The organism is Sporosarcina limicola (assembly GCF_014873855.1).
Lineage (GTDB): Bacteria > Bacillota > Bacilli > Bacillales_A > Planococcaceae > Sporosarcina > Sporosarcina limicola.
Genome location: NZ_JADBEL010000003.1, coordinates 92,733 through 112,226 on the forward strand (window position 1 = coordinate 92,733; position 19,494 = coordinate 112,226).

Sequence of the window (19,494 nt, forward strand, 5' to 3'; positions counted from 1 at the left end):
TGACGTTATAAAAAAGTCACACACAGTGTTTTTATTTTATGATTACTTCAGTTGGGAAGAGTTTCTGAATACAATGATTCGCTTCCTGCCAATTGTAGACACGGATAACGCCCTCCGGAATAGGATTGCGGTTATAAGGCGTGTCAAACAAAATAACTGGAATGCCAAGTTCCTCGTGGATATCAACTGCATTGTCATGCTTATCCTCAAAAAACGCATCGACATTAAACTTTTTAGCTGCGTCGATTTTGAAATGACTACCGACAAGTTCGATATGATCATAGGGAATTTCCTTCTGTTTAAACCAGTCTACTGTCGTGTCATAGACATGATTCCCACGGGCTGAAATATAATACAACTCGAATTGCGATTTCCAATGGTCCAAAACTTCTTTGGCATGTACTTGGGCAGGGGATGAACTGTAGATATGCGGTTCAGCACCCTTATACCATTCATAAAACACTTTTTCATCAACAGTGAAGGCCTTTGTTAGCTCGTACTCTTTAATATCATCGAGTGTCAGTTTACTTCCGAAATGCGCATTGATATGTGGCAATAGGGAAGTGGGGCAGGTCACTGTACCGTCAATGTCGATGCCAAAACGGAGATGTCTCATTCCGCTTTGCCACCTTGTAAGTGGAGTGCTTCTTGTCTTTGCTTCTCGAAATATTCTTCCGCAAGTTTATCGATTTCCATTTTCAGTTCCTCGACCATTGTTGCTTCAGGTACTTTGCGGACCGTTTTCCCCTTCATAAAGAGCAGACCTTCACCACGGGCTCCTGCGATGCCAATGTCTGCTTCACGCGCCTCCCCAGGGCCGTTGACTGCACAACCAAGAACAGCTACCTTCAATGGCGCTTTGATTGTTGAGATATACTCTTCGATTTCATTGGCAATAGTAATCAGGTCGATTTCGATGCGTCCACAAGTCGGACAAGAGATAAGGGTTGCTGCATTCGATGAAAGAGCAAAAATCTTCAGCAATTCGCGTGCAACTTTTACTTCCTGAACGGGATCTGCACTTAAGGAAACCCGTAGTGTGTTGCCGATTCCAGCTGACAGAAGTGTTCCAAGACCGGCTGCACTTTTGATGGATCCTGCGAACAATGTGCCAGATTCTGTGATTCCAAGATGTAACGGATAATCGAAAGCCGCAGCTGCTTTTTTATAAGCTTCGACTGCTAGATTCACATCGGATGCTTTCAAAGAGACGATGATGTCATGAAAGTCGAGATCCTCTAATATTTTGATGTGATGAAGGGCACTTTCTACCATTCCATCCGCAGTTGGATAGCCATATTTTTCAAGAAATTGCTTTTCAAGTGAACCAGCATTGACGCCGATACGAATGGGAATCCCTTTCGCTTTGGCTGCATTGACGACTGCTTCGACCTTGGCTTGTCTACCAATATTCCCAGGATTGATGCGGATTTTGTCTGCACCTTGTTCAATCGCAATCAAGGCGAGTTTGTAATCGAAATGGATATCAACTACAAGCGGGATAGTGATACGCTTTTTAATTTCACTGATTGAATAGGCGGCACGTTCGTCCGGACACGCAACACGTACAATCTGACAGCCAGCTTCTTCAAGACGTAAAATTTCAGCGACAGTTGCTTCTACGTCATGCGTTTTCGTGGTTGTCATACTTTGGATGAAAAGCTCGTCACTTCCACCAATCGTTAAATTTCCAACGCGGACGGGTCTTGTTTGTGATCTGTTTATCATTTCACTCATTTAATTCTCTCCTTAATGGGCCATAGCCTCACTTAACAACTATCTCTATTTTATCAATCATTACGACAAAAAGACAAGGGACAGCCCTTATCTATCGGATTCTGTACAATTTTCAGATTGTATTCGAGTAAGTGGAAGCATAATCTTCTCTCCGCCGATGAGCTGTTGGTTTTGAAGATGTGGATTTAACGAATAGAAGGAAGATAATCGTTCAATAAAATTCGATTCTGAATCAGGATAGAGTGCGAATAATGTTTCAATTGTATCGCCATCGACTGTCGTGATAGGGATAGAAGCGGTTTCCTCCGTTTTATCACAGAGCTTTTGTTTTTTAGTAAAACCTGCAAGTGGAATTGTTCCTTCAGCTAGGTCTAGGCGGATGAAATGGATTGTTATGAATAAAAAGATGGCGAGTAGTAGTATTCTCATGAAAATTCCCCCCTCCGTTACTATATGTTCGGAAGGAGGAAGTATTCATTGAGGTGCTTTCGGGTAATACTTTACAGCTGTTGCAATATATATAAGATGGATAATCGATGTTGAAATCGTGCTGTAGCCATTCATTGAATGAGAAAAGTCGAGTACAATTGTTAGTAGGATTGGTACGGTTATTGCAATTGCCGCCGTCCTCCACATATGTCGGAATTCCCCACGTCTTTTCAGTATTTTCAATAATAGCAATCCAACAGCAGCGAAAATACTGATGCGAATAAAGATATAAAAAGTGCTAATGACAAGCTGGAGTAGGAAAGCAACTGGATAAATAATCCAACCGATTATTTTGCTGTATTCTATTAGCTCAGGAGAAGCCTCGAACAATACCACCTCACCTGTAACATAGCGGATGAATGAAATGATTGTAAATAATGACACGAATAAGAAGACGTACCGAAATACCTTCCCAATCGGTAACAATCGAAATGCCGCAAGTTTTTTTGGTTCATAGACAGCTGCTTTAACAAGTTGGTGGAACTTCACTGCGATACCTCCTTCATCTATCCATAGTCTATCATTCCCTGTAGAAAAAATGTTTGAATCTATTTTCGACAGAATGATGACATTTTGTTAACGAATTGTTAAGGGAATGTAAAGATTTGCTTACTTCTATTTACAATGGGTTGCTTTTATTAACATAATGAGATGTTATACATATAAAGTTTGATGGAGGTTGACTGTTTAATGGAAGTGGACTGGCAGGAAATGCTTTTTCAGTTTCTTGGCGGACTCGGCATTTTCTTGTTCGCAATTAAGTATATGGGTGACGGCCTCCAAAAATCTGCTGGGGACCGACTTCGCACAATCCTCGATCGATTCACGACGAACCCTTTCATGGGTGTACTCGTTGGAATCGTCGTCACGGTGTTGATACAGTCGAGTTCAGGAACAACCGTGATTACTGTTGGACTTGTAAGTGCTGGCTTTATGACGCTCCGCCAGGCGATTGGAGTCATCATGGGGGCAAACATTGGAACAACCGTGACAGCATTCATCATTGGGCTTGATGTTGGTGCATATGCATTACCAATCATGGCGTTCGGTGCATTCCTCATCTTTTTTGTTAAAAGAAGTCAGGTTAGGAATTTTGGTGAAGTTGTTTTTGGCTTTGGAGGTCTTTTCCTTGGACTCGAATTAATGAGCGAGGGAATGAAACCACTTCGGACGCTTGAAAGTTTCACCGATTTGACTATTTCAATGAGCGACCAACCTTTGCTCGGAGTCGTGGTCGGGACGGTTTTTACATTGGTCGTACAAAGTTCCAGTGCGACAGTTGGAATTTTGCAAGGATTATACTCGGAAAACCTTATCAATCTTCAAGCTTCTTTACCGATACTTTTTGGAGATAATATCGGAACAACGATTACGGCTGTCCTCGCTTCTATTGGAGCCTCAGTTGCAGCGAAACGTGCTGCTGCGGCACATGTTCTCTTTAACGTAGTTGGGACGATTGCCTTCATGTTGCTGTTAGTACCTTTCACCGCCTATGTAGAATGGCTATCAGGTATATTATTACTTGAAAGTAAAATGCAAATCGCATTTGCACACGGGTCATTTAACGTGGCGAATACGGTTCTTCAGTTTCCATTGATTGGCACATGGGCATATTTAGTAACGAAGCTCATTCCGGGTGAAGATGTAACGATTGAATATAAGCCGAAACACTTAGACAGGCACTTCATAGATCAGTCACCATCTGTTGCAATTGGACAGGCTAAAGAAGAAATTATTAGAATGGGTGAATTTAGTGTTCAAGGTCTTCAACAATCCTTTGAGTATTTGAAAACAGGAAATAAAAAACATGCTGAGACAGCGTATCAGATAGAAGATGCGATTAATAACTTGGACCGAAAAATAACGGATTATCTTGTTGAAATATCATCTGTTAGTATTTCATCTCTTGAGTCAAGCCGTCATATGATGCTCATGGATTCGGTTAGGGATATTGAACGAATTGGGGATCATTTTGAAAACATTGTGGAATTGATTGATGTTCGGGATGTTAATCGTGTGAAATTGACTTCGGATGCCATGCAGGATTTAACGGAAATGTTCACATTAACAATTGAAACAGTTCAAAAAGCTATTGAATCGCTTAATTTGAACGATGTTGAATTAGCTCGAACAGTCGCTGAAAAGGAAGATTTAATCGATAAAATGGAACGGAAATTCAGGAAAAAACATATTATCCGTCTTAATGAAGGTGCCTGTACTGCACAAGCTGGAATGGTGTTTGTTGATATCGTTTCAAACTTAGAGCGGGTTGGTGACCATGCAGTGAATATCGCTGAGGCAATTCTAGGTAATAGAATGTAAAATAGAAGTGGGGGAAAGCTACTGTGGAAGTTGTCAGTTGGATTGTCGTAAGCGTCATGTTCCTTATTGCATTTGCAGGATTGGTCTATCCGATTATACCTTCTGCACTTTTCATTGTAGGAGGCTTTCTCCTTTATGGTTTCATTAACACATTTGACAATATGACCCTCTTGTTCTGGGGCATCCAAATACTATTTGTTATCTTGTTATTTGCTGCGGATACGCTATCCAATCTTATCGGTGTGAAAAAGTTTGGCGGTTCGAAAGCGGGAATGTGGGGAAGTACGATTGGTCTTCTCATTGGCCCGTTTGTCATCCCAGTAGCAGGTATTTTAATTGGGCCATTTTTAGGCGCAGTCATCGCAGAATTTGCTTTTTCGAAATCAGGACTGAAGCAGGCGTTTAAGACGGGAATTGGTTCTCTTGTCGGTTTTTTGACGTCAGTCGTAACAAAAGGCTTCGTTTTAATCGTTATGATTTCTGTGTTTATCTTCTTCGTCAAATAAACTACCGAAATTAGTCCGTTTTATTTGAACGTTTTTCAGCATTTTGATAATGTTGAGTATGTACCAGATTTATCAATTTACCGAAACCCTCAAGGAGGAATGGAAAAATGGCTTACCAATTACCAGAACTACCTTATGCATACGATGCATTAGAACCACATTTCGACAAAGAGACGATGAACATCCATCACACGAAACACCATAACGCGTATATCACTAACGTGAACAACGCACTAGAAGGAAATGAAGAACTTCTAAGCAAGTCTGTTGAAGACCTAATTTCTAATCTTGATGCTGTACCTGAAGATAAACGTACTGCTGTCCGAAACAATGCTGGAGGACATGCGAATCATTCACTTTTCTGGACGTTGCTTTCACCGAATGGTGGCGGTCAACCATCAGGTTCGCTAGCTGAAGCGATCGATAAGAAATTTGGCAGCTTTGATGCGTTCAAAGAAGAATTTGCAAAAGCAGGCGCAACACGTTTCGGTTCAGGTTGGGCTTGGTTAGTTTTGAATAATGGGGAACTTGAAGTCACTTCGACTCCAAACCAAGATTCACCGCTAATGGATGGTAAAACACCACTTCTTGGACTTGACGTTTGGGAACATGCTTATTACTTAAACTATCAAAACCGTCGTCCAGACTATATTGCCGCATTCTGGAATGTAGTTAACTGGAATGAAGTTGCAAAACGTTACGGTAAATAATTTTCTATCTAGTTTTAAAGGAACAAAGCACACATCTTGTTCGTCAAGATATGTGCTTTTTCTTTTTGGGATGGTATAATGCAGCATGAACAAAAGAACAAGGGGGCTCATTATGAAAAAGCAGGTGCGTAAGGCAGATCAGGCTAAAATACGCCAAAGGAAACATATCGCATTCCGCATGAATTTCCTGTTTTTCTCGATCTTCATCCTATTTTCATTGCTTATTCTTCGACTAGGTTATTTACAAATTGTCAAAGGGGAAGACTATACTCGATTATTGGAGCAGAAGGAAGAAAAAGCTGTTAACACAAATGTAGCAAGAGGACGTATATTTGACCGTACGGGTAGATTACTTGTTGGCAATGATCCGAAGAATGCCATTACATATACGAAAACGTTGTCAACAACCTCGCAAGAAATGCTTGACACAGCTAGGGAACTTGCAAAGATGATTGACCAGAATACGAAACGCATCACACTTGCAGACAAAAGGGATTTTTGGATATTGTTGAATTCTGAAAAAGCGATAGCGAAGGTTTCTAAAAAAGAAGAGGCGGCGATTAGAAAAGATAACTCGCTTGCTGAAAAAGACGTCCAGCGCGAACTCAACCGATTAACACGTGAACGCATTACGGAAGACGAACGGAATTCATTTACAAAAGAAGAGCTTGAAGTACTAGCGATTTACCGAGAAATGATGTCAGGGTATGCCGATTCCCCTCAAATCATCAAAAATGAAGATGTAACAGATGAAGAATTCGCGGCAGTTTCCGAGCATTTAATGGAGCCATTGATGACCGGGGTTGATACGACGACAGACTGGGAACGTGTAAAAATGTCGGAGAGTACAATTCTAGGTTCGACGACAAGCCCTATCCAAGGAATACCTGATAGTCATTTGAATTATTATTTAGCAAGGGACTATTCAAGAAATGATCGGGTTGGAAGAAGTTACATTGAACAATATTATGAAGAGTTGCTAAAAGGACAGAAAACAATCGTGAAAAATGTTAGAGATCGTAGTGGTCGAATCGTCGAAACTAAGACAGTAAGAGAAGGTGAACCCGGTAAAGATTTGATGTTGTCGATTGATAGTGAACTCCAAGAGGGACTGGAAGATCTTGTATCGGCTAAGCTTCTTAAACTAAAGGCGGGTCCTAATTCGAAGTTATTAGATCGCGCATTTCTTGTGATGTTAGATCCGAATACCGGAGAGGTTCTATCTTTGGTAGGGAAGAAAATTGTGAAAAATGAGGAAACCGGTAAAAATGAGATAAGGGATTTTACTTTCGGTACATTCAGTACGGCATACGAAGTCGGATCAGTAATTAAACCTGCGACCTTATTGGCGGGATATCAATATGGCGCGGCACGGATTAACGAAACAAAAATTGATGAACCGCTTATTGTCGGGAACGTACCTAAAAGCTCACTTTTTAACCAGTATGGGCGCGTAGCGGTTAATGATATCGAAGCAATCGGTCGCTCGTCTAACGTTTACATGTTTAAAATCGCGATGGAAATCGCAAACTATTCATACGTGAGAAATGGTAGATTAAGAATTGATTTTGGAGCTTTTGATAAGTTACGTGATAGTTATGCCTCTTTTGGTCTTGGGACAAAAACAGGCATAGACCTGCCGGGAGAAGTGACAGGTATGTCAACAGAACCGAATCGAAAAGAGCCAGGGAAACTATTAGACTTGGCAATCGGGCAATTTGACACTTACACTCCTCTTCAAATAGCACAATTTGTTGCGACAATTGCAAATGGGGGATACCGGATTGCCCCTAAAATGTTGAAACAAATCCATGAACCGTCATCTGATGGGAAGACATTTGGCCCGCTCATTCAGGAGAATGAAACCACAGTATTGAACAGAATTAATAATACCGATGAGGAAATTGAGCAAGTGAAACGAGGAATGCATTATACGTACTACGATCCGAGAGGCACAGGGAGAGCGGATAGAAAAGGTCTATTTGATGGGGCTTCCTACGACGCTGCCGGGAAAACAGGAACAGCCCAATCCGGTTATTATGAAGGGGACGACCGAAGTCTATGGGGAACAAAAACAATCACCGTCACACATGTAGGGTTCGCACCTTATAAAAATCCGGAGATTGCCTTTGCGGTGATTGTACCGCATGTTTCAACCCAGTATAAAAATCCCCCTCATCCAAATAATGAACTTGCAAGATCTGCCGCGGATTTATATTTCGAATTAAAGGGGAAAAGACTTAAAAATGAAAAGGCTTCCGCCTCACCCTTACCAATAAAACCGGCACATAAAAAATAGGCGGAAAATAAAACACATCACCAATACGACGATTGTCGCATTGGTGATGTGTTTTATTTTATTGTTGTAATCATTTTAGCGATTTTTTGGAAGTCCATAGAGGAATCCAATTCGTATTCTCCAATTTGGATTTTTCCTGAAAGATTATTATCAGTAAGAAACGCATTAAATTTGTCAGCATTCTTGACAATACCTAACTTTTCCAATGTAGCGGAGACGACAGTTGAATTTGAACCAGGTTTAATCTTTACTGTGGTTTTAATGACTTTGGATGAATTGTTAACCGTTTTGTCATTTTTTGATTCGTCGTTGTGCGTATTTTTTTCAATTTCAGGAATACTTACTTTTACCGATGTTGCTGTCTGGGCAATTGCCAATTCCTCGTTTGTTCTGGAAAGTTTTCCACGAAGGTTTTTTACTTCGTCTTGCATTTGTCGAATTTCTGCATCTGAAACACTCTTTCCGGAGTTAGTAAAGTAGAGGATACTACCTGCAAGGATGCAACCAATTCCAGCTGCGCGTAATAACTCTCGTATCATGCAATCGCGCCTTTCGATTGCAATACTGCAAGAACCTCATTACTTGATAATGCCGCACGGTTAGCGATATCATTTATTGAGTAACCTTGTGAATGCAGTGATAGAATTTGATTGACGATGACTTCGTGAACAGGTTTTTCCTTCGCTATTCGTAGGCTACTGGAAGGCAATGGCCCAACACCAATCATTAGTTCCTCCTCAACAGCTTTTAATCTTTTACTTAAGCTATTCGTCTCTTGGTAGAGACTAATTGAAACTTTCTCTAAATCATCTGTATACTTGCTGGATGAATTACCAATAAAGAAAGAAGCAATACTACATATGAGTCCAATAATGAGTAGGATTATTGGAATGTTCATTTCACCACACCTTTGATAGTAAGATTTGTATCCATGTTACCATATGTTATTCAGTAAAGAAATTTCAAGCTTTCTATTGGATATAGGCGGATGATGTGTTACAATTGATTAGTCGTATAAACATGCTCATATTAAACTTAATATTCCTGATGAGTGGGAGGGACAATAATGCGCGTAAATATTACACTTGCTTGCACAGATTGCGGTGAGCGCAACTATCATTCAAAGAAAAACAAGCGTAACAATCCAGAACGTATTGAAATGAAAAAATACTGCTCACGTGAAATGAAACAAACTTTGCACCGTGAAACGAAATGATGCTTTGACCAAAACCTTCACGGGTTTTGGTTTTTTCATTTGAAACGGGGGTATGGTCTATGGAGAAAAAACAATTTAGGAACCAACTTCTAGCTGTCATGAATAAAATGAATCGAACAGAACATGAAAAGCAATCTTTTGATATTACGAATAGATTCCTTGCATCTACTGAATTTCGTGAAGCCAACACGATAGGCATCACCATTTCCCGTTTTCCCGAGGTGGATACGCGACTACTAATCGAAGCTGCCTGGAAAGCTGGTAAACGAATAGCAGTACCGAAATGCAACGCTGTAACACGTGATATGGATTTTCGCGTTATCACATCATACGACAGCTTGGAAACCGTATATATGGACCTTTTAGAACCAATTGTTGATGAAACCGAAGCGATTAACAAAGATAACATTAGTCTACAAATCGTTCCCGGAGTTGTTTTTTCAAGTGCAGGATTCAGAATCGGTTTTGGCGGAGGCTATTATGATCGTTATATGGCAGATTTTAAAGGTGGGGCACTATCACTAGCTTTCGAATGCCAGACCAATTATATAGTCCCGGTAGAAAACCATGATATTCCGGTTGAAAAGATATTCACGGAGCAACAAGTGATTCTCTGTCGGGTGAGTGAGTGCGGAAAATGAAGAATCTATTCGGAATTATCCAGCTGTTGAAGCGTTTTGGAATCTATGTTTATACTGGTAATAGGAGAAATGATATCTTTCTTATGCAGTCGGAAGTGAAGGATCTTTATGATAGTGGATTATTGTTGAAAGAGGATTATATCACCGCAATGCTTATTTTACGAAATGAGTCATCCGTATAGTGGAAATGAGTTACCTATATATTGAATCTATAGATGCTTATTTGACGCGTTTGTTTCAACTATTCAAGTATAAATAGACCGATAATCTTTCGTTCAACTTATATATCATAGTTCTTTTGACCTTTTTTTATTAGATTTTGAAACTATTTTACAACTGTAACGTCTATTTATGTAGTGACCGAATGTTAAACAGTTACAAAAATGATACTTACTATATTTTGAAAGGGAGAGATGGAATGAAGAAAGTAGTATGGCCCAAACATTCCGTACTCATCATCGCAATAGTCGCAACATGGCTTACAACGTATTTCGGCTACATCACAAGCTTCAATATGAAAATCGATAATATGATGCAGGAATTCATTTTGTTTTTGAATCCTCTCAGCTTCCTTTTATTCGTTTACGGCTTTGCGCTATTCATGAAGAGTACAAAAAAACGCAATATATATTTGTTGACAATAAGTATACTCACTTCTATTGTAATGTTTAGTAATGCAGTGTTCTATAGGTTTTTTAACGATTTCATCACATTGCCGGTTCTATTTCAAACGAGTAATTTCAGAGATTTATCTTCTTCGGTTACAGCCAATATGCATTTGACTGATATCTTTTTCTTCACTGACGTCTTGATCATTTATTTTGCAATGCGTTATGTGTCAGAAAAGGAGCCAAAGGTACAGCGTGGAAAAATCGGGCGCAAACTTTATTTTGTCATGACCGCCGCTGTTATGATGGTAAACCTTGGTCTTGCTGAAATGGAAAGACCGCAACTATTAACACGTAGTTTTGATAGAGAACTTCTTGTCAAAAATATCGGGGCTTACAACTACCACGTCTATGATTTGTTCATTCAATCCAAATCACACGCACAACGTGCACTTGCAGATGGTAGTGAACTTGTAGAAGTAGGAAACTATATCAATGCCAATTACACTGAGCCAAATCCTGATATGTATGGTGTCGCAAAAGGACGTAATGTCATCATTGTTTCACTTGAATCATTGCAGAACTTTGTCATCAATAATGAGATGGATGGACATGTGATCACACCGTTTCTAAATGAGCTGACACATGATAAAGATACGTTCTATTTCAATAATTTTTATCACCAGACAGGACTTGGGAAAACATCGGATTCGGAGTTCATTCTTGAAAACTCCTTGCATCCGCGGAATGGTAGTGCGGTATTCTTTACGCATAGTGGAAATACGTATGATTCGTTGTCTGAAAGACTTGGAGAAAATGGCTATTTCACGAATGTTATGCATGCAAACAACCGTAGTTTCTGGAATCGGGATATTATGTATAACACACTTGGTATCAACAAGTTTTATGATGTTGAAAGTTATGAGATTGGTGAAGGGCAGGCTGTCAACTGGGGAATGAAAGACATTCCATTCTTTGAACAAACAGTTGATTTGATGAAAGAAATGCCACAGCCATTCGCTTCGAGAGTGATTACATTAACTAATCACCATCCATTCGATCTCGATGAGGAAGATATGCTTATTCCACAATATACTTCTAATTCGAATACGTTGAATAAGTATTTTCAGACTGTACGTTATATGGACGAAGCAGTCAAAGTCTTCTTTGATGATTTAAAAGAAAAAGGACTGTATGATAATTCAATCATTATTATGTACGGAGATCATTACGGTATTTCGGAAAACCATAATAAAGCGATGAGTATGTATTTAGATAAGGAAATCACACCTTATGACAATGCTATCTTGCAAAAAGTGCCATTGTTTGTCCATATCCCGGGTTATGGTAAAGGGAAAGAAATGGATGAACTTGCCGGACAACTTGATTTGAGACCGACTATCCTTCATCTATTAGGTATTAGTACGAAAGAGGATATGCAGATGGGGGCGGATATTTTTTCTCCTGATCACGAACCGTTTGTTATTTTCCGCGATGGACGTTTTGTAACTGATAAGAATGTATACGCCCAAGAAGTTTGTTATGACAATGAGACGGGTGAAGAAACGGATAGTGGTGCGTGTGAACCGTTTATCAAACGGACTACCACTGAGCTTGATTATTCCGATATGATTATTAATGGGGATCTTCTTAGATTCAAGGAAGAACAAACTCAACATCCGGAGATAAAAGGTCAACAGAAAGAATGATGAGGTTCTGCACGGAACTTTCCGTGCAGCCTTTTTTCGGTAAAGTGAAACTTCAAAAGAGGGGCTCCTCATCCCTTAAAGTTGGGGGGTATTACTACCCGCTAATACGGAACAAAAATCATAATGGGGGGGCGGGCGCGGTGAGGAAGATCGTATTCGTATTCGGTTTGACAGCATTATTAGTAGTAGGTTGTACAAATAAATCGGATGAAGTAGAGAAAGTGCCAGGATATACGAATCCGGTCGAAAATAATCATGAAACATCTAAAGAAATAATCAATTTACTATCTGCTGATTCTGCAAAATTCCATTTCGTTGCAGGCTGGCTTACAGATTCAGCCGTAGTTTATGTTGAAAAAGATGCAGGGCTATACAATGTCAACAGTTTTGATTTGCACTCAGGAGAAACAAAAACGTTATTTCAGGAGAAATCCGTTATTGTCGATGTCCTTATCCACCCCTCTAAAAAGTATATTTTACTACATACGGGTGATAACCCGGCATCCGCTATCGTTAAAATTCTAACCATAGATGGGATGCTACAGGATGAAATTGAAATCGCCTCCTCTGAACTTACAATCGAATGGAATGACATCGATCCATCGTTAATTTTGTTTACGGCGTTTCAACAGGATTGGTCGTTCAATCTGTACCTTTACGAGGGTAAGGGTTCTCATTTGAAATCGCTAACCATGAAAGACCCATTTCCTAAATGGTTTGGCAAAGAATTGATTGTTATCGGTCATGTCGAGGGTCATATATTAGATGGCGGCGAACTTCTTACATACAATCCGATTACTGAAAATTTCGGGAAACTAGACGTCAAGGATGTTGTCTATTTCGATACATATAAAGAGTCTATTGTTGTTGTACGCATTAATGAGAAAGAGGATGCAGCGTATACCATCATGGATCTAAGTGGGGCCATTCGCTATGAATGGACGATGCCTGCAGTCAGCAATTATTCAGAATGGGTGATTCCTGAGATTGAGTGGATTTCAAATGATGTTGTCTTTTTACCTTCGCCTGAAACAGGAGGACAACTTGATGAGTTAACGTCGCCGTATCGCCTTATTCGCATAGTGGAAGGCAGACAAGAGGTTGTGAATGAACATCTAGTTGCAGGGGACATCCGCTGTTCTCCATCTGGGAAGAAGTGCTTGGCAGGTGGAGCTTTGGAGACGGTCATCAATGCTGAAACTGGAGAATCAATAACATGGCTATCATTTTTAGGTAAATAAAAACATCCTTTGCATATAAGCAAGGATGTTTTTATTTTTAATGCACCAAAGTCGGTGGGTAACCTTGGTATACAATTGTTGCAATTGTAAAGCCTCCGAATACGACCGCAGCTCCAAGGTTAAAGACAACGCTCAGAGCATTACGTTCTTTGAAAGCCTGGAAAGTTCCAACGACTGCTAAAATTGCGACCAATCCAAAAATTACCATCAATAAATTCATTGGGAAGACACTCCTTTCAAAGAGGAACTTCTGCATTGCTCACAGGATGTGAGTAATGCAGAAGTCAGCACATCCTGTGCAAGTCCGATTTAGCGATATTCCTCTTCTATTGTACTGTTTACAAACAACTTTGTCGAGGCTAATTAGTGACGATTCATTGAAATCGTATTGCATATTGCGTAAACTAATTTGCAGGAGGTGAGGAGCATGTTGAAAATACGTACATATCCACTTGGGCCGATTCAGACGAATTGTTACTTTATCCAAGATGAATCAGGTAATTGTTTAATCATTGATCCTGGTGAAGAAGGGACGCGGTTGATTCGAAAAATAAAAAAGTTGGAGTTAACACCAGTGGCTATTCTTTTAACGCATGCCCATTTTGATCACATCGGCGCTGTCGATGCATTACGAGATCGATTTGATATCCCGGTCTATCTTCATAGTGAAGAACGAGAATGGCTTTCAGATGCTGTTCTGAACGGTTCCGCGCGCTATCCAGGCTTGCCCTATGTACAGGGGAGGAAAGCGGATCATCTTATTACCGAAGAAGGCATGATGGAGATTGGCCCATTTAAATTTGAAGCAAGATTCACACCTGGCCATTCACCGGGTAGCGTTTCCTTTATTTTTGAGCTAGAACGTTGTGCATTTGTTGGAGACACCTTATTCCAGCAAAGCATTGGTCGGACAGATTTACCAGGAGGGAATACGCGAGAGTTGCTGACATCCATCCATGATAAGCTGCTAACGCTGGATGACGGTGTCATTATCTATCCTGGTCACGGACCTTCGACGACCCCTGCTATCGAAAAAGATTCGAATCCATTTTTGAATGGATTTTAGAAAACAAAAAAACAGCCAAAATGGCTGTTTTTTGTATGTACTTTTAGTGGCCAGCTCCCGGCACGTGTATAAACGTTGAGTAGTAGCTGAATGCGACCATAAAAATCATCAGATAAGCTCCGAATAAGTACATGTACATCCGTTCAGTCAGGTTCAAATATCCAAGTAGAAGGAAGAACCCTGTGTTCGCTACAAAAAGAAGTGCAGCTGGTAGCATGTCACCTATATAAAACATTACAGCAAAAATGCCTGTCCAGAAGCCCATCAGCTTGAACATGTTATCCATGTGTGCGTCCCTCCTTAATAAAACATTACAATAAGCTCCTATTCATTATAGAGGATAACGGCTATAGATGTAAACTCAAATCGTTCTTTCATTGTGACAAAGAAGTGTATAACGGTTTTTCATTCGAAATAAAATCAGGCATAGAAATGGGGACAAAATTTAAATTTGACCCCATTTTGCCATACACAATTCGGCTTTGAGGAAAAGTATTCCAATTTCTTTTCGACCATCGTATACTGTGTCGTAAGACGAGAAGCGGTCTTCCGTCTAAAAAGAAGGAATAATCTATAGCCATGTTTCTAAGGACGGATATGGATCATTCTTAAAAGAAGAGGGGTGTTCAATGGTGAACCAGGATAACATTATCGAACAGAAAAGCTTTCAACTACTTGAGAAAGCGATTAGACATGAGGCAACCGATATCCATCTCGTACCGATGAGGGATGGTTATGATGTGTCATTCAAAAAAGATTCAAAACTTGATCGGTCCGGCACAATCCCCCCACAGTTGGCGGGCCGAATGATTTCATTTTATAAATTCTTGTCTTCACTCGATATAAGCGATAGACGCAAACCCCAAAGTGGTTCATTTCATAAACAAATACAAGGAGAGAATTTTTCTTTCCGTGTTTCAACAATTCCATCCATTCATATGAAGGAAAGTGTTGTCATCCGTTTGCAAAAACATGACAGAATTGTTGCAATTGATGATTTATGTATTGAAAAATCATGGGCTGATAAATTACGTCATGCAGTTTCTGAGCAACAGGGGTTGATTATCTTGACTGGACCGACTGGTTGCGGCAAGACGACGACAATCTACTCTTTGACAGCACATTGTGTGAACAAGCTTGAACGGCATGTCATTACACTAGAAGACCCTGTAGAAAACAATCATTCTCATCTGTTACAAATACAAGTTAATGAGCGATCGGGTATGACCTATTCAAGCGGTTTAAAGGCAATTTTACGCCACTCACCAGACGTCATTATGATTGGAGAAATCCGAGATAGTGAAACGGCGAAAATTGCTGTTCAAGCAGCATTAACCGGACATTTGGTACTTACATCTATTCACTCAAAAGACCCTGCCGGTTGCTTTTATCGGATGATGGATTTTGGTATCTCCACAGAAGAATTAAGACAAACCGTGGTCTGTATTTCAGCACAGCGTCTTATGCGGAATGCGGCAGGGAAGGTGGGTGCGGTATTTGAAATCATTGAGGGGGACATGCTTGATCAGATGGCGGACACAATTATAAAAGGTAATCGAATCGTTGTTCCTGATGAACTCAAAGTAGAGTCGTTAATCAAAAAATATGGATTTTCTGGAGTGGTTAAAAATGAGTGAACATACTAACTACTCTCTATTTCGGAAAAAAGAAATTCTTGTAAACCGGCCTGCTTTCCTTGAAAGACTTTCGGTGCTATTAACTGAAGGCTATACCTTTCATGACGGTTTAACTTTATTATTACCGCATCATACGAAAAATTACGATGTCCTTCTCGAGAGATTAAATGATGATTTTAAAGAGGGATTTGGTGTCACTCACCTCCTTGGTCAAGTAGGGTTTTCGCCAGGGTCGCTACTGCCTGTTGCAATTGCTGAGATAGATGGACGACTTGCTCAAGCGTTGAACGGAATGGCAAAACGTTTAAGGAAAAAAGAAGAAAAGCAAAAGAAGTTAAAAAATCTTCTGATGTATCCGCTCGTTCTTTTTTTCTTCATCACGGCCCTCTTAATCGCCTTTCGCCGATTATTTTTACCCAATATGGAAGCACTTGCGATTTCTCGACAATCTGAAGGGGGTGAATTTATTTCATCCTTACCATTTATTGTGACCAAGATTCCCGATTTAATTTTTGGCATAGTTATGATTTTCGCATGTATAGCTACAGTTTGTGTAATTGTGTACAAAAAGCTCAGACCAGAAACTAAAATCCGTGTTTTCATGTCACTACCGATTGCAGGGCCTTTCTTTTCGATGATGAAGACCAGGGATTTCGCAAGCGAAATGGGAAGTCTACTCCAATCAGGATTGTCTATGCAACGCGCACTCGATGTATTGATTGGCCAAAGGTTGGATGTTGTCTTAGGTGAAATCGCAAAAAAGGTGAAAGAACAAGTTATTTTCGGAGAGTCTTTTTACATGGCAGCCCATTTAACGGTAGGCTTGACGAAACAGCTATCTGCTTTTGCAAAACATGGTGAAGATAGCGGCCATCTACCGAAAGAACTTACCATTTACAGTGATCATCTAGCTGAAACAATTGATGAAAAGCTAACAAGTGCACTGGCGTTGCTTCAACCGGCATTGTTCAGTATCATAGCGATTTGCATATTAGCAGCTTATCTTGCCTTGCTTTTACCTGTGTACGGGATGATGGATAAATTCTGAAAGGGGAAATGATATGAAATATATTAAAAATGAACATGCTTTTACGCTTATTGAAATGATGATCGTTCTTCTGATCATCTCGGTTCTCATTCTTATAGCAATTCCGAATGTAACAAAACATTCGAAGTCAATTGATGAAAAAGGATGTGCGGCTTATGTGAAAATGGTCCAAGGACAAGTGGAAGCATATAAGATGGACAAAAAAGAGATACCGACAGTGTTAGATTTGGAAACGAATGACTATCTACCAAAAGAATCGAAATGTCCAGATGGTAGGGCACTGTCAATTGATACAGATGGTAAAGTAGAGGCGGCGGGGTCTTCTCTAACCCCATGAGACAATGAGGAAAGAAACGTATACAGGAGGCTTCACGTTTCTTGAATTGCTCCTTGTTCTGTCTATGCTTTCCGTTCTAACGCTAATCATTCTACCATTGGGTGATAAGTGGATTCAGGAGGCATCTGAAGACGATGCTCTTCAAGCGTTCGTTGCATCCATTTATAATTTACAAGCTTATTCGATGGCAAATAAAGTGTATACAAGATTGGAATTTAAACATTCTGGTACGGTGTACATCACCTCCGCTCCAGGGAAAACCGAATTTTCGAGAACTACTTTACCTAAAGGAATGAAGGTAGCTGATACGAGTCGCATGAAAGTGGTTGAATTTCATGCGACTGGCAATATCGTGAAATCGGGGACACTCACACTTGAAACGAGTTCCGGACTAACCGAAATACGGTTTCAATTTCAACGTGGGAGGATGATTATCTATGAATGAAGATGGCTATTCTTGGCCTGAAGCGATACTTACGTTAACGGTAGTACTTCTGATTTTCGGCACACTACTTCCACTAGCCTCGACAATGACCCTGAAGCTACAGTTGAAAAAGTCAGAGATGCATGCAACAGAGGCCGCCCTTCAAGGAGCCATTTTATACAGCGCTTACGGTTTGGTAGGGGGCATTCGTCATGTGAATGGGATGGATTATGATTGGACAGTGGAAGGGAATTCAATCTGCGTAACATATAAAGTAGTAGAAAAAGTGACTAGAAGATGCGTAAATTAATGAAAATGACAGATCAGCGGGGCTATACATTGCTTGAAAGTATCTTCCAACTCATGATTATGGTTGCCTTCATTCAACTATTTCTGTTATTTTTTTTCTGGAAAGAACCTATTGAACAGCAATACTCCGATTATTCTGCAACAGAGTGGGAGTTGTTCTCGATTGATTTACAGTTATTGCTATCCGATATTAGCGATATTCAGCTACGTGACGAAGGGAGAACTATCCGTATTAGGAATAGCAGGGGAATCATTGATATTAGCCAAAGTAATACAGTTATTAGACAACAGGTATATGGAAAAGGGCATGTCCCTTTGTTAACGGAAATCCAATCTGTCACGTATGCTTTCGATGGTATGGAATTAGTTGCTTACGTGACAATGAGAGATGGATCCCATAAAGAGAGGGGGTTTGCGGTTGGGCTTTATTCGAAATGAAGATGGTGCAATGCTCGCGGCAGCGATTGTTTTATTATTTTTCGTCAGCCTCTTTCTTTTCTCACTCGTTTCATGGCATGATAGTCTATATAAGACATACGATTCGCTTGAAACGTATTACGAAAATGAAACGATGAGAATAATGAAACGGGACGGGTGATTGAATCGGTCCTGAAAAATGGGTGATGACATGAGGAAAGTATATTTAATTGGGTTTATGGGATGTGGAAAAAGTGTGATAGGCAAACGACTTAGTTTTGCGACGAAAATGCCATTTTATGATATGGATTATGAAATTGTCAAAAAGACTGGGATGACAATTCCTGAAATTTTCGAATCATATGGGGAAGAACGTTTTCGTGACATGGAGACGGAGTTTCTCCGTACGTTCCGTGATGAGTCTTGTATTATTGCGACAGGAGGAGGCGTACCAATGCGTAAAGAAAACCGTGAGATTATGCGAAAATCGGGTCTCGTATTTTATCTCAATGCACCGTTTCGCGATATTTGGCGCCGGATTTCCACAGATCGAAATCGACCCATTGTCCAGCAATCGACGAGAGCTGATGTTGAAAAGTTATACAATGATCGGAAGCCGCATTATTTTAATAATGCTCATTTTAAGGTTGAAACAGAGCGAAGAACGTTACGAGAAATTACGGATTATATGGCGTTTCAAGTTGGGCGGCTAAAGGGGGATAAATAGAGAAGTGGCAAAATCATTCGTAAACTTCTGTTTTTTGTTTGATGAAGTTAG

General features: G+C 40.1%; 26 protein-coding genes. 18 read left to right on the forward strand and 8 right to left on the reverse strand.

The window, feature by feature from the left end; all coding sequences use genetic code 11:
- Positions 1–31: 31 nt before the first annotated feature.
- From H4683_RS04040 to H4683_RS04055, 4 genes are all read right to left on the reverse strand, one after another.
- A complete protein-coding gene (locus H4683_RS04040) occupies positions 32–616 on the reverse strand; it encodes a 5' nucleotidase, NT5C type (RefSeq protein ID WP_192597555.1) in 585 nt (194 codons plus the stop codon).
- The gene (gene ispG / locus H4683_RS04045) at positions 613–1,737 is read right to left on the reverse strand and encodes a flavodoxin-dependent (E)-4-hydroxy-3-methylbut-2-enyl-diphosphate synthase (protein ID WP_275403059.1); all 1,125 of its coding nucleotides are present in this window, start codon (positions 1,735–1,737) and stop codon (positions 613–615) included. The genes H4683_RS04040 and ispG overlap by 4 nt, the downstream gene beginning before the upstream one ends.
- Before the next feature lie 87 nt (positions 1,738–1,824).
- On the reverse strand, positions 1,825–2,166 hold the full coding sequence (locus H4683_RS04050) for a hypothetical protein (RefSeq protein WP_192597556.1): 342 nt from the start codon (positions 2,164–2,166) through the stop codon (positions 1,825–1,827).
- Between the two features lie 45 nt (positions 2,167–2,211).
- Complete coding sequence (locus tag H4683_RS04055; RefSeq protein WP_192597557.1) at positions 2,212–2,715, reverse strand: DUF1189 family protein; 504 nt, start codon at positions 2,713–2,715, stop codon at positions 2,212–2,214.
- Between the two features lie 201 nt (positions 2,716–2,916).
- Between H4683_RS04055 and H4683_RS04060 the strand changes: the two genes are divergently transcribed.
- From H4683_RS04060 to H4683_RS04075, 4 genes are all read left to right on the forward strand, one after another.
- The gene (locus H4683_RS04060; RefSeq protein ID WP_192597558.1) at positions 2,917–4,548 is read left to right on the forward strand and encodes a Na/Pi cotransporter family protein; all 1,632 of its coding nucleotides are present in this window, start codon (positions 2,917–2,919) and stop codon (positions 4,546–4,548) included.
- Positions 4,549–4,571: 23 nt separating this feature from the next.
- On the forward strand, positions 4,572–5,054 hold the full coding sequence (locus H4683_RS04065) for a DUF456 family protein (RefSeq protein ID WP_192597559.1): 483 nt from the start codon (positions 4,572–4,574) through the stop codon (positions 5,052–5,054).
- A 107-nt stretch (positions 5,055–5,161) separates the two neighbouring features.
- Entirely contained in the window at positions 5,162–5,764 is a 603-nt protein-coding gene (locus tag H4683_RS04070; protein WP_192597560.1) for a superoxide dismutase, read from the forward strand.
- Between the two features lie 112 nt (positions 5,765–5,876).
- Positions 5,877–8,063, forward strand: coding sequence for a peptidoglycan D,D-transpeptidase FtsI family protein (locus H4683_RS04075; RefSeq protein WP_192597561.1), 2,187 nt, complete (start codon positions 5,877–5,879; stop codon positions 8,061–8,063).
- 53 nt (positions 8,064–8,116) lie between these two features.
- Here H4683_RS04075 and H4683_RS04080 read toward each other — a convergent pair whose 3' ends face one another.
- Both H4683_RS04080 and H4683_RS04085 read right to left on the reverse strand, forming a co-directional pair.
- Entirely contained in the window at positions 8,117–8,602 is a 486-nt protein-coding gene (locus H4683_RS04080; RefSeq protein ID WP_192597562.1) for an endolytic transglycosylase MltG, read from the reverse strand.
- A complete protein-coding gene (locus H4683_RS04085) occupies positions 8,599–8,961 on the reverse strand; it encodes a hypothetical protein (protein WP_192597563.1) in 363 nt (120 codons plus the stop codon). The genes H4683_RS04080 and H4683_RS04085 overlap by 4 nt, the downstream gene beginning before the upstream one ends.
- Positions 8,962–9,129: 168 nt before the next feature.
- Between H4683_RS04085 and rpmG the strand changes: the two genes are divergently transcribed.
- The 5 genes from rpmG (at position 9,130) to H4683_RS04110 (ending at position 13,478) form a co-directional block, all read left to right on the forward strand.
- Positions 9,130–9,279, forward strand: a complete 150-nt coding sequence (gene rpmG / locus H4683_RS04090; protein ID WP_192597564.1) for a 50S ribosomal protein L33 — start codon at positions 9,130–9,132, stop codon at positions 9,277–9,279.
- A 59-nt stretch (positions 9,280–9,338) separates the two neighbouring features.
- Positions 9,339–9,920: a 5-formyltetrahydrofolate cyclo-ligase gene (locus H4683_RS04095; protein WP_192597565.1), complete on the forward strand. Its 582-nt coding sequence runs from the start codon at positions 9,339–9,341 to the stop codon at positions 9,918–9,920.
- Positions 9,917–10,102 (forward strand): YqgQ family protein, encoded by a 186-nt coding sequence (locus H4683_RS04100; protein ID WP_192597566.1) that lies wholly within the window; start codon positions 9,917–9,919, stop codon positions 10,100–10,102. The genes H4683_RS04095 and H4683_RS04100 overlap by 4 nt, the downstream gene beginning before the upstream one ends.
- Positions 10,103–10,338: 236 nt before the next feature.
- On the forward strand, positions 10,339–12,237 hold the full coding sequence (locus H4683_RS04105) for an LTA synthase family protein (RefSeq protein WP_192597567.1): 1,899 nt from the start codon (positions 10,339–10,341) through the stop codon (positions 12,235–12,237).
- Between the two features lie 140 nt (positions 12,238–12,377).
- Positions 12,378–13,478, forward strand: a complete 1,101-nt coding sequence (locus tag H4683_RS04110; protein ID WP_192597568.1) for a YqgU-like beta propeller domain-containing protein — start codon at positions 12,378–12,380, stop codon at positions 13,476–13,478.
- A 37-nt stretch (positions 13,479–13,515) separates the two neighbouring features.
- On the opposite strand, the gene H4683_RS04115 is transcribed toward H4683_RS04110, so the two are convergent.
- Positions 13,516–13,698, reverse strand: a complete 183-nt coding sequence (locus H4683_RS04115; protein WP_192597569.1) for a DUF2759 domain-containing protein — start codon at positions 13,696–13,698, stop codon at positions 13,516–13,518.
- A 207-nt stretch (positions 13,699–13,905) separates the two neighbouring features.
- Between H4683_RS04115 and H4683_RS04120 the strand changes: the two genes are divergently transcribed.
- On the forward strand, positions 13,906–14,544 hold the full coding sequence (locus tag H4683_RS04120; protein WP_192597570.1) for an MBL fold metallo-hydrolase: 639 nt from the start codon (positions 13,906–13,908) through the stop codon (positions 14,542–14,544).
- Positions 14,545–14,587: 43 nt separating this feature from the next.
- On the opposite strand, the gene H4683_RS04125 is transcribed toward H4683_RS04120, so the two are convergent.
- Entirely contained in the window at positions 14,588–14,830 is a 243-nt protein-coding gene (locus H4683_RS04125; RefSeq protein ID WP_192597571.1) for a DUF2626 domain-containing protein, read from the reverse strand.
- 343 nt (positions 14,831–15,173) lie between these two features.
- Here H4683_RS04125 and comGA point away from each other — a divergent pair, with 343 nt between their 5' ends.
- Genes comGA through H4683_RS04165 form a run of 8 tightly spaced genes read left to right on the forward strand, consistent with a single transcriptional unit; the run spans position 15,174 to position 19,443 of the window.
- Positions 15,174–16,181 (forward strand): competence type IV pilus ATPase ComGA, encoded by a 1,008-nt coding sequence (comGA, locus tag H4683_RS04130; protein WP_192597572.1) that lies wholly within the window; start codon positions 15,174–15,176, stop codon positions 16,179–16,181.
- Positions 16,174–17,229 carry a competence type IV pilus assembly protein ComGB gene (gene comGB, locus H4683_RS04135; RefSeq protein WP_192597573.1) on the forward strand — a complete coding sequence of 352 codons (1,056 nt, stop codon included), beginning with the start codon at positions 16,174–16,176 and terminating at the stop codon, positions 17,227–17,229. Before comGA ends, comGB begins: the two co-directional genes overlap by 8 nt.
- A gap of 13 nt (positions 17,230–17,242) precedes the next feature.
- A complete protein-coding gene (gene comGC / locus H4683_RS04140; RefSeq protein ID WP_192597574.1) occupies positions 17,243–17,566 on the forward strand; it encodes a competence type IV pilus major pilin ComGC in 324 nt (107 codons plus the stop codon).
- A gap of 4 nt (positions 17,567–17,570) precedes the next feature.
- Entirely contained in the window at positions 17,571–18,011 is a 441-nt protein-coding gene (locus H4683_RS04145; RefSeq protein ID WP_192597575.1) for a hypothetical protein, read from the forward strand.
- The gene (locus H4683_RS04150; protein WP_192597576.1) at positions 18,004–18,300 is read left to right on the forward strand and encodes a hypothetical protein; all 297 of its coding nucleotides are present in this window, start codon (positions 18,004–18,006) and stop codon (positions 18,298–18,300) included. Before H4683_RS04145 ends, H4683_RS04150 begins: the two co-directional genes overlap by 8 nt.
- Positions 18,300–18,737, forward strand: coding sequence for a competence type IV pilus minor pilin ComGF (gene comGF, locus H4683_RS04155; protein WP_225941870.1), 438 nt, complete (start codon positions 18,300–18,302; stop codon positions 18,735–18,737). The genes H4683_RS04150 and comGF overlap by 1 nt, the downstream gene beginning before the upstream one ends.
- On the forward strand, positions 18,718–18,897 hold the full coding sequence (locus H4683_RS04160; protein ID WP_192597578.1) for a hypothetical protein: 180 nt from the start codon (positions 18,718–18,720) through the stop codon (positions 18,895–18,897). The genes comGF and H4683_RS04160 overlap by 20 nt, the downstream gene beginning before the upstream one ends.
- A 30-nt stretch (positions 18,898–18,927) precedes the next feature.
- On the forward strand, positions 18,928–19,443 hold the full coding sequence (locus H4683_RS04165) for a shikimate kinase (RefSeq protein ID WP_192597579.1): 516 nt from the start codon (positions 18,928–18,930) through the stop codon (positions 19,441–19,443).
- The last annotated feature ends 51 nt before the right edge of the window (positions 19,444–19,494 follow it).

Coding starts and splice junctions, on each gene's coding strand:
- H4683_RS04070 (WP_192597560.1), top strand. CDS start 5,162: ATGGCTTACCAATTACCAGAACTACCTTATGCATACGATGCATTAGAA.
- H4683_RS04085 (WP_192597563.1), bottom strand. CDS start 8,961: ATGAACATTCCAATAATCCTACTCATTATTGGACTCATATGTAGTATT.
- comGB (WP_192597573.1), top strand. CDS start 16,174: ATGAGTGAACATACTAACTACTCTCTATTTCGGAAAAAAGAAATTCTT.
- H4683_RS04105 (WP_192597567.1), top strand. CDS start 10,339: ATGAAGAAAGTAGTATGGCCCAAACATTCCGTACTCATCATCGCAATA.
- H4683_RS04115 (WP_192597569.1), bottom strand. CDS start 13,698: ATGAATTTATTGATGGTAATTTTTGGATTGGTCGCAATTTTAGCAGTC.
- H4683_RS04050 (WP_192597556.1), bottom strand. CDS start 2,166: ATGAGAATACTACTACTCGCCATCTTTTTATTCATAACAATCCATTTC.
- comGA (WP_192597572.1), top strand. CDS start 15,174: ATGGTGAACCAGGATAACATTATCGAACAGAAAAGCTTTCAACTACTT.
- H4683_RS04040 (WP_192597555.1), bottom strand. CDS start 616: ATGAGACATCTCCGTTTTGGCATCGACATTGACGGTACAGTGACCTGC.
- comGC (WP_192597574.1), top strand. CDS start 17,243: ATGAAATATATTAAAAATGAACATGCTTTTACGCTTATTGAAATGATG.
- H4683_RS04145 (WP_192597575.1), top strand. CDS start 17,571: ATGAGGAAAGAAACGTATACAGGAGGCTTCACGTTTCTTGAATTGCTC.
- H4683_RS04080 (WP_192597562.1), bottom strand. CDS start 8,602: ATGATACGAGAGTTATTACGCGCAGCTGGAATTGGTTGCATCCTTGCA.
- H4683_RS04095 (WP_192597565.1), top strand. CDS start 9,339: ATGGAGAAAAAACAATTTAGGAACCAACTTCTAGCTGTCATGAATAAA.
- H4683_RS04165 (WP_192597579.1), top strand. CDS start 18,928: ATGAGGAAAGTATATTTAATTGGGTTTATGGGATGTGGAAAAAGTGTG.
- H4683_RS04125 (WP_192597571.1), bottom strand. CDS start 14,830: ATGGATAACATGTTCAAGCTGATGGGCTTCTGGACAGGCATTTTTGCT.
- comGF (WP_225941870.1), top strand. CDS start 18,300: ATGAAAATGACAGATCAGCGGGGCTATACATTGCTTGAAAGTATCTTC.
- H4683_RS04075 (WP_192597561.1), top strand. CDS start 5,877: ATGAAAAAGCAGGTGCGTAAGGCAGATCAGGCTAAAATACGCCAAAGG.
- H4683_RS04150 (WP_192597576.1), top strand. CDS start 18,004: ATGAATGAAGATGGCTATTCTTGGCCTGAAGCGATACTTACGTTAACG.
- H4683_RS04120 (WP_192597570.1), top strand. CDS start 13,906: ATGTTGAAAATACGTACATATCCACTTGGGCCGATTCAGACGAATTGT.
- ispG (WP_275403059.1), bottom strand. CDS start 1,737: ATGAGTGAAATGATAAACAGATCACAAACAAGACCCGTCCGCGTTGGA.
- H4683_RS04100 (WP_192597566.1), top strand. CDS start 9,917: ATGAAGAATCTATTCGGAATTATCCAGCTGTTGAAGCGTTTTGGAATC.
- rpmG (WP_192597564.1), top strand. CDS start 9,130: ATGCGCGTAAATATTACACTTGCTTGCACAGATTGCGGTGAGCGCAAC.
- H4683_RS04060 (WP_192597558.1), top strand. CDS start 2,917: ATGGAAGTGGACTGGCAGGAAATGCTTTTTCAGTTTCTTGGCGGACTC.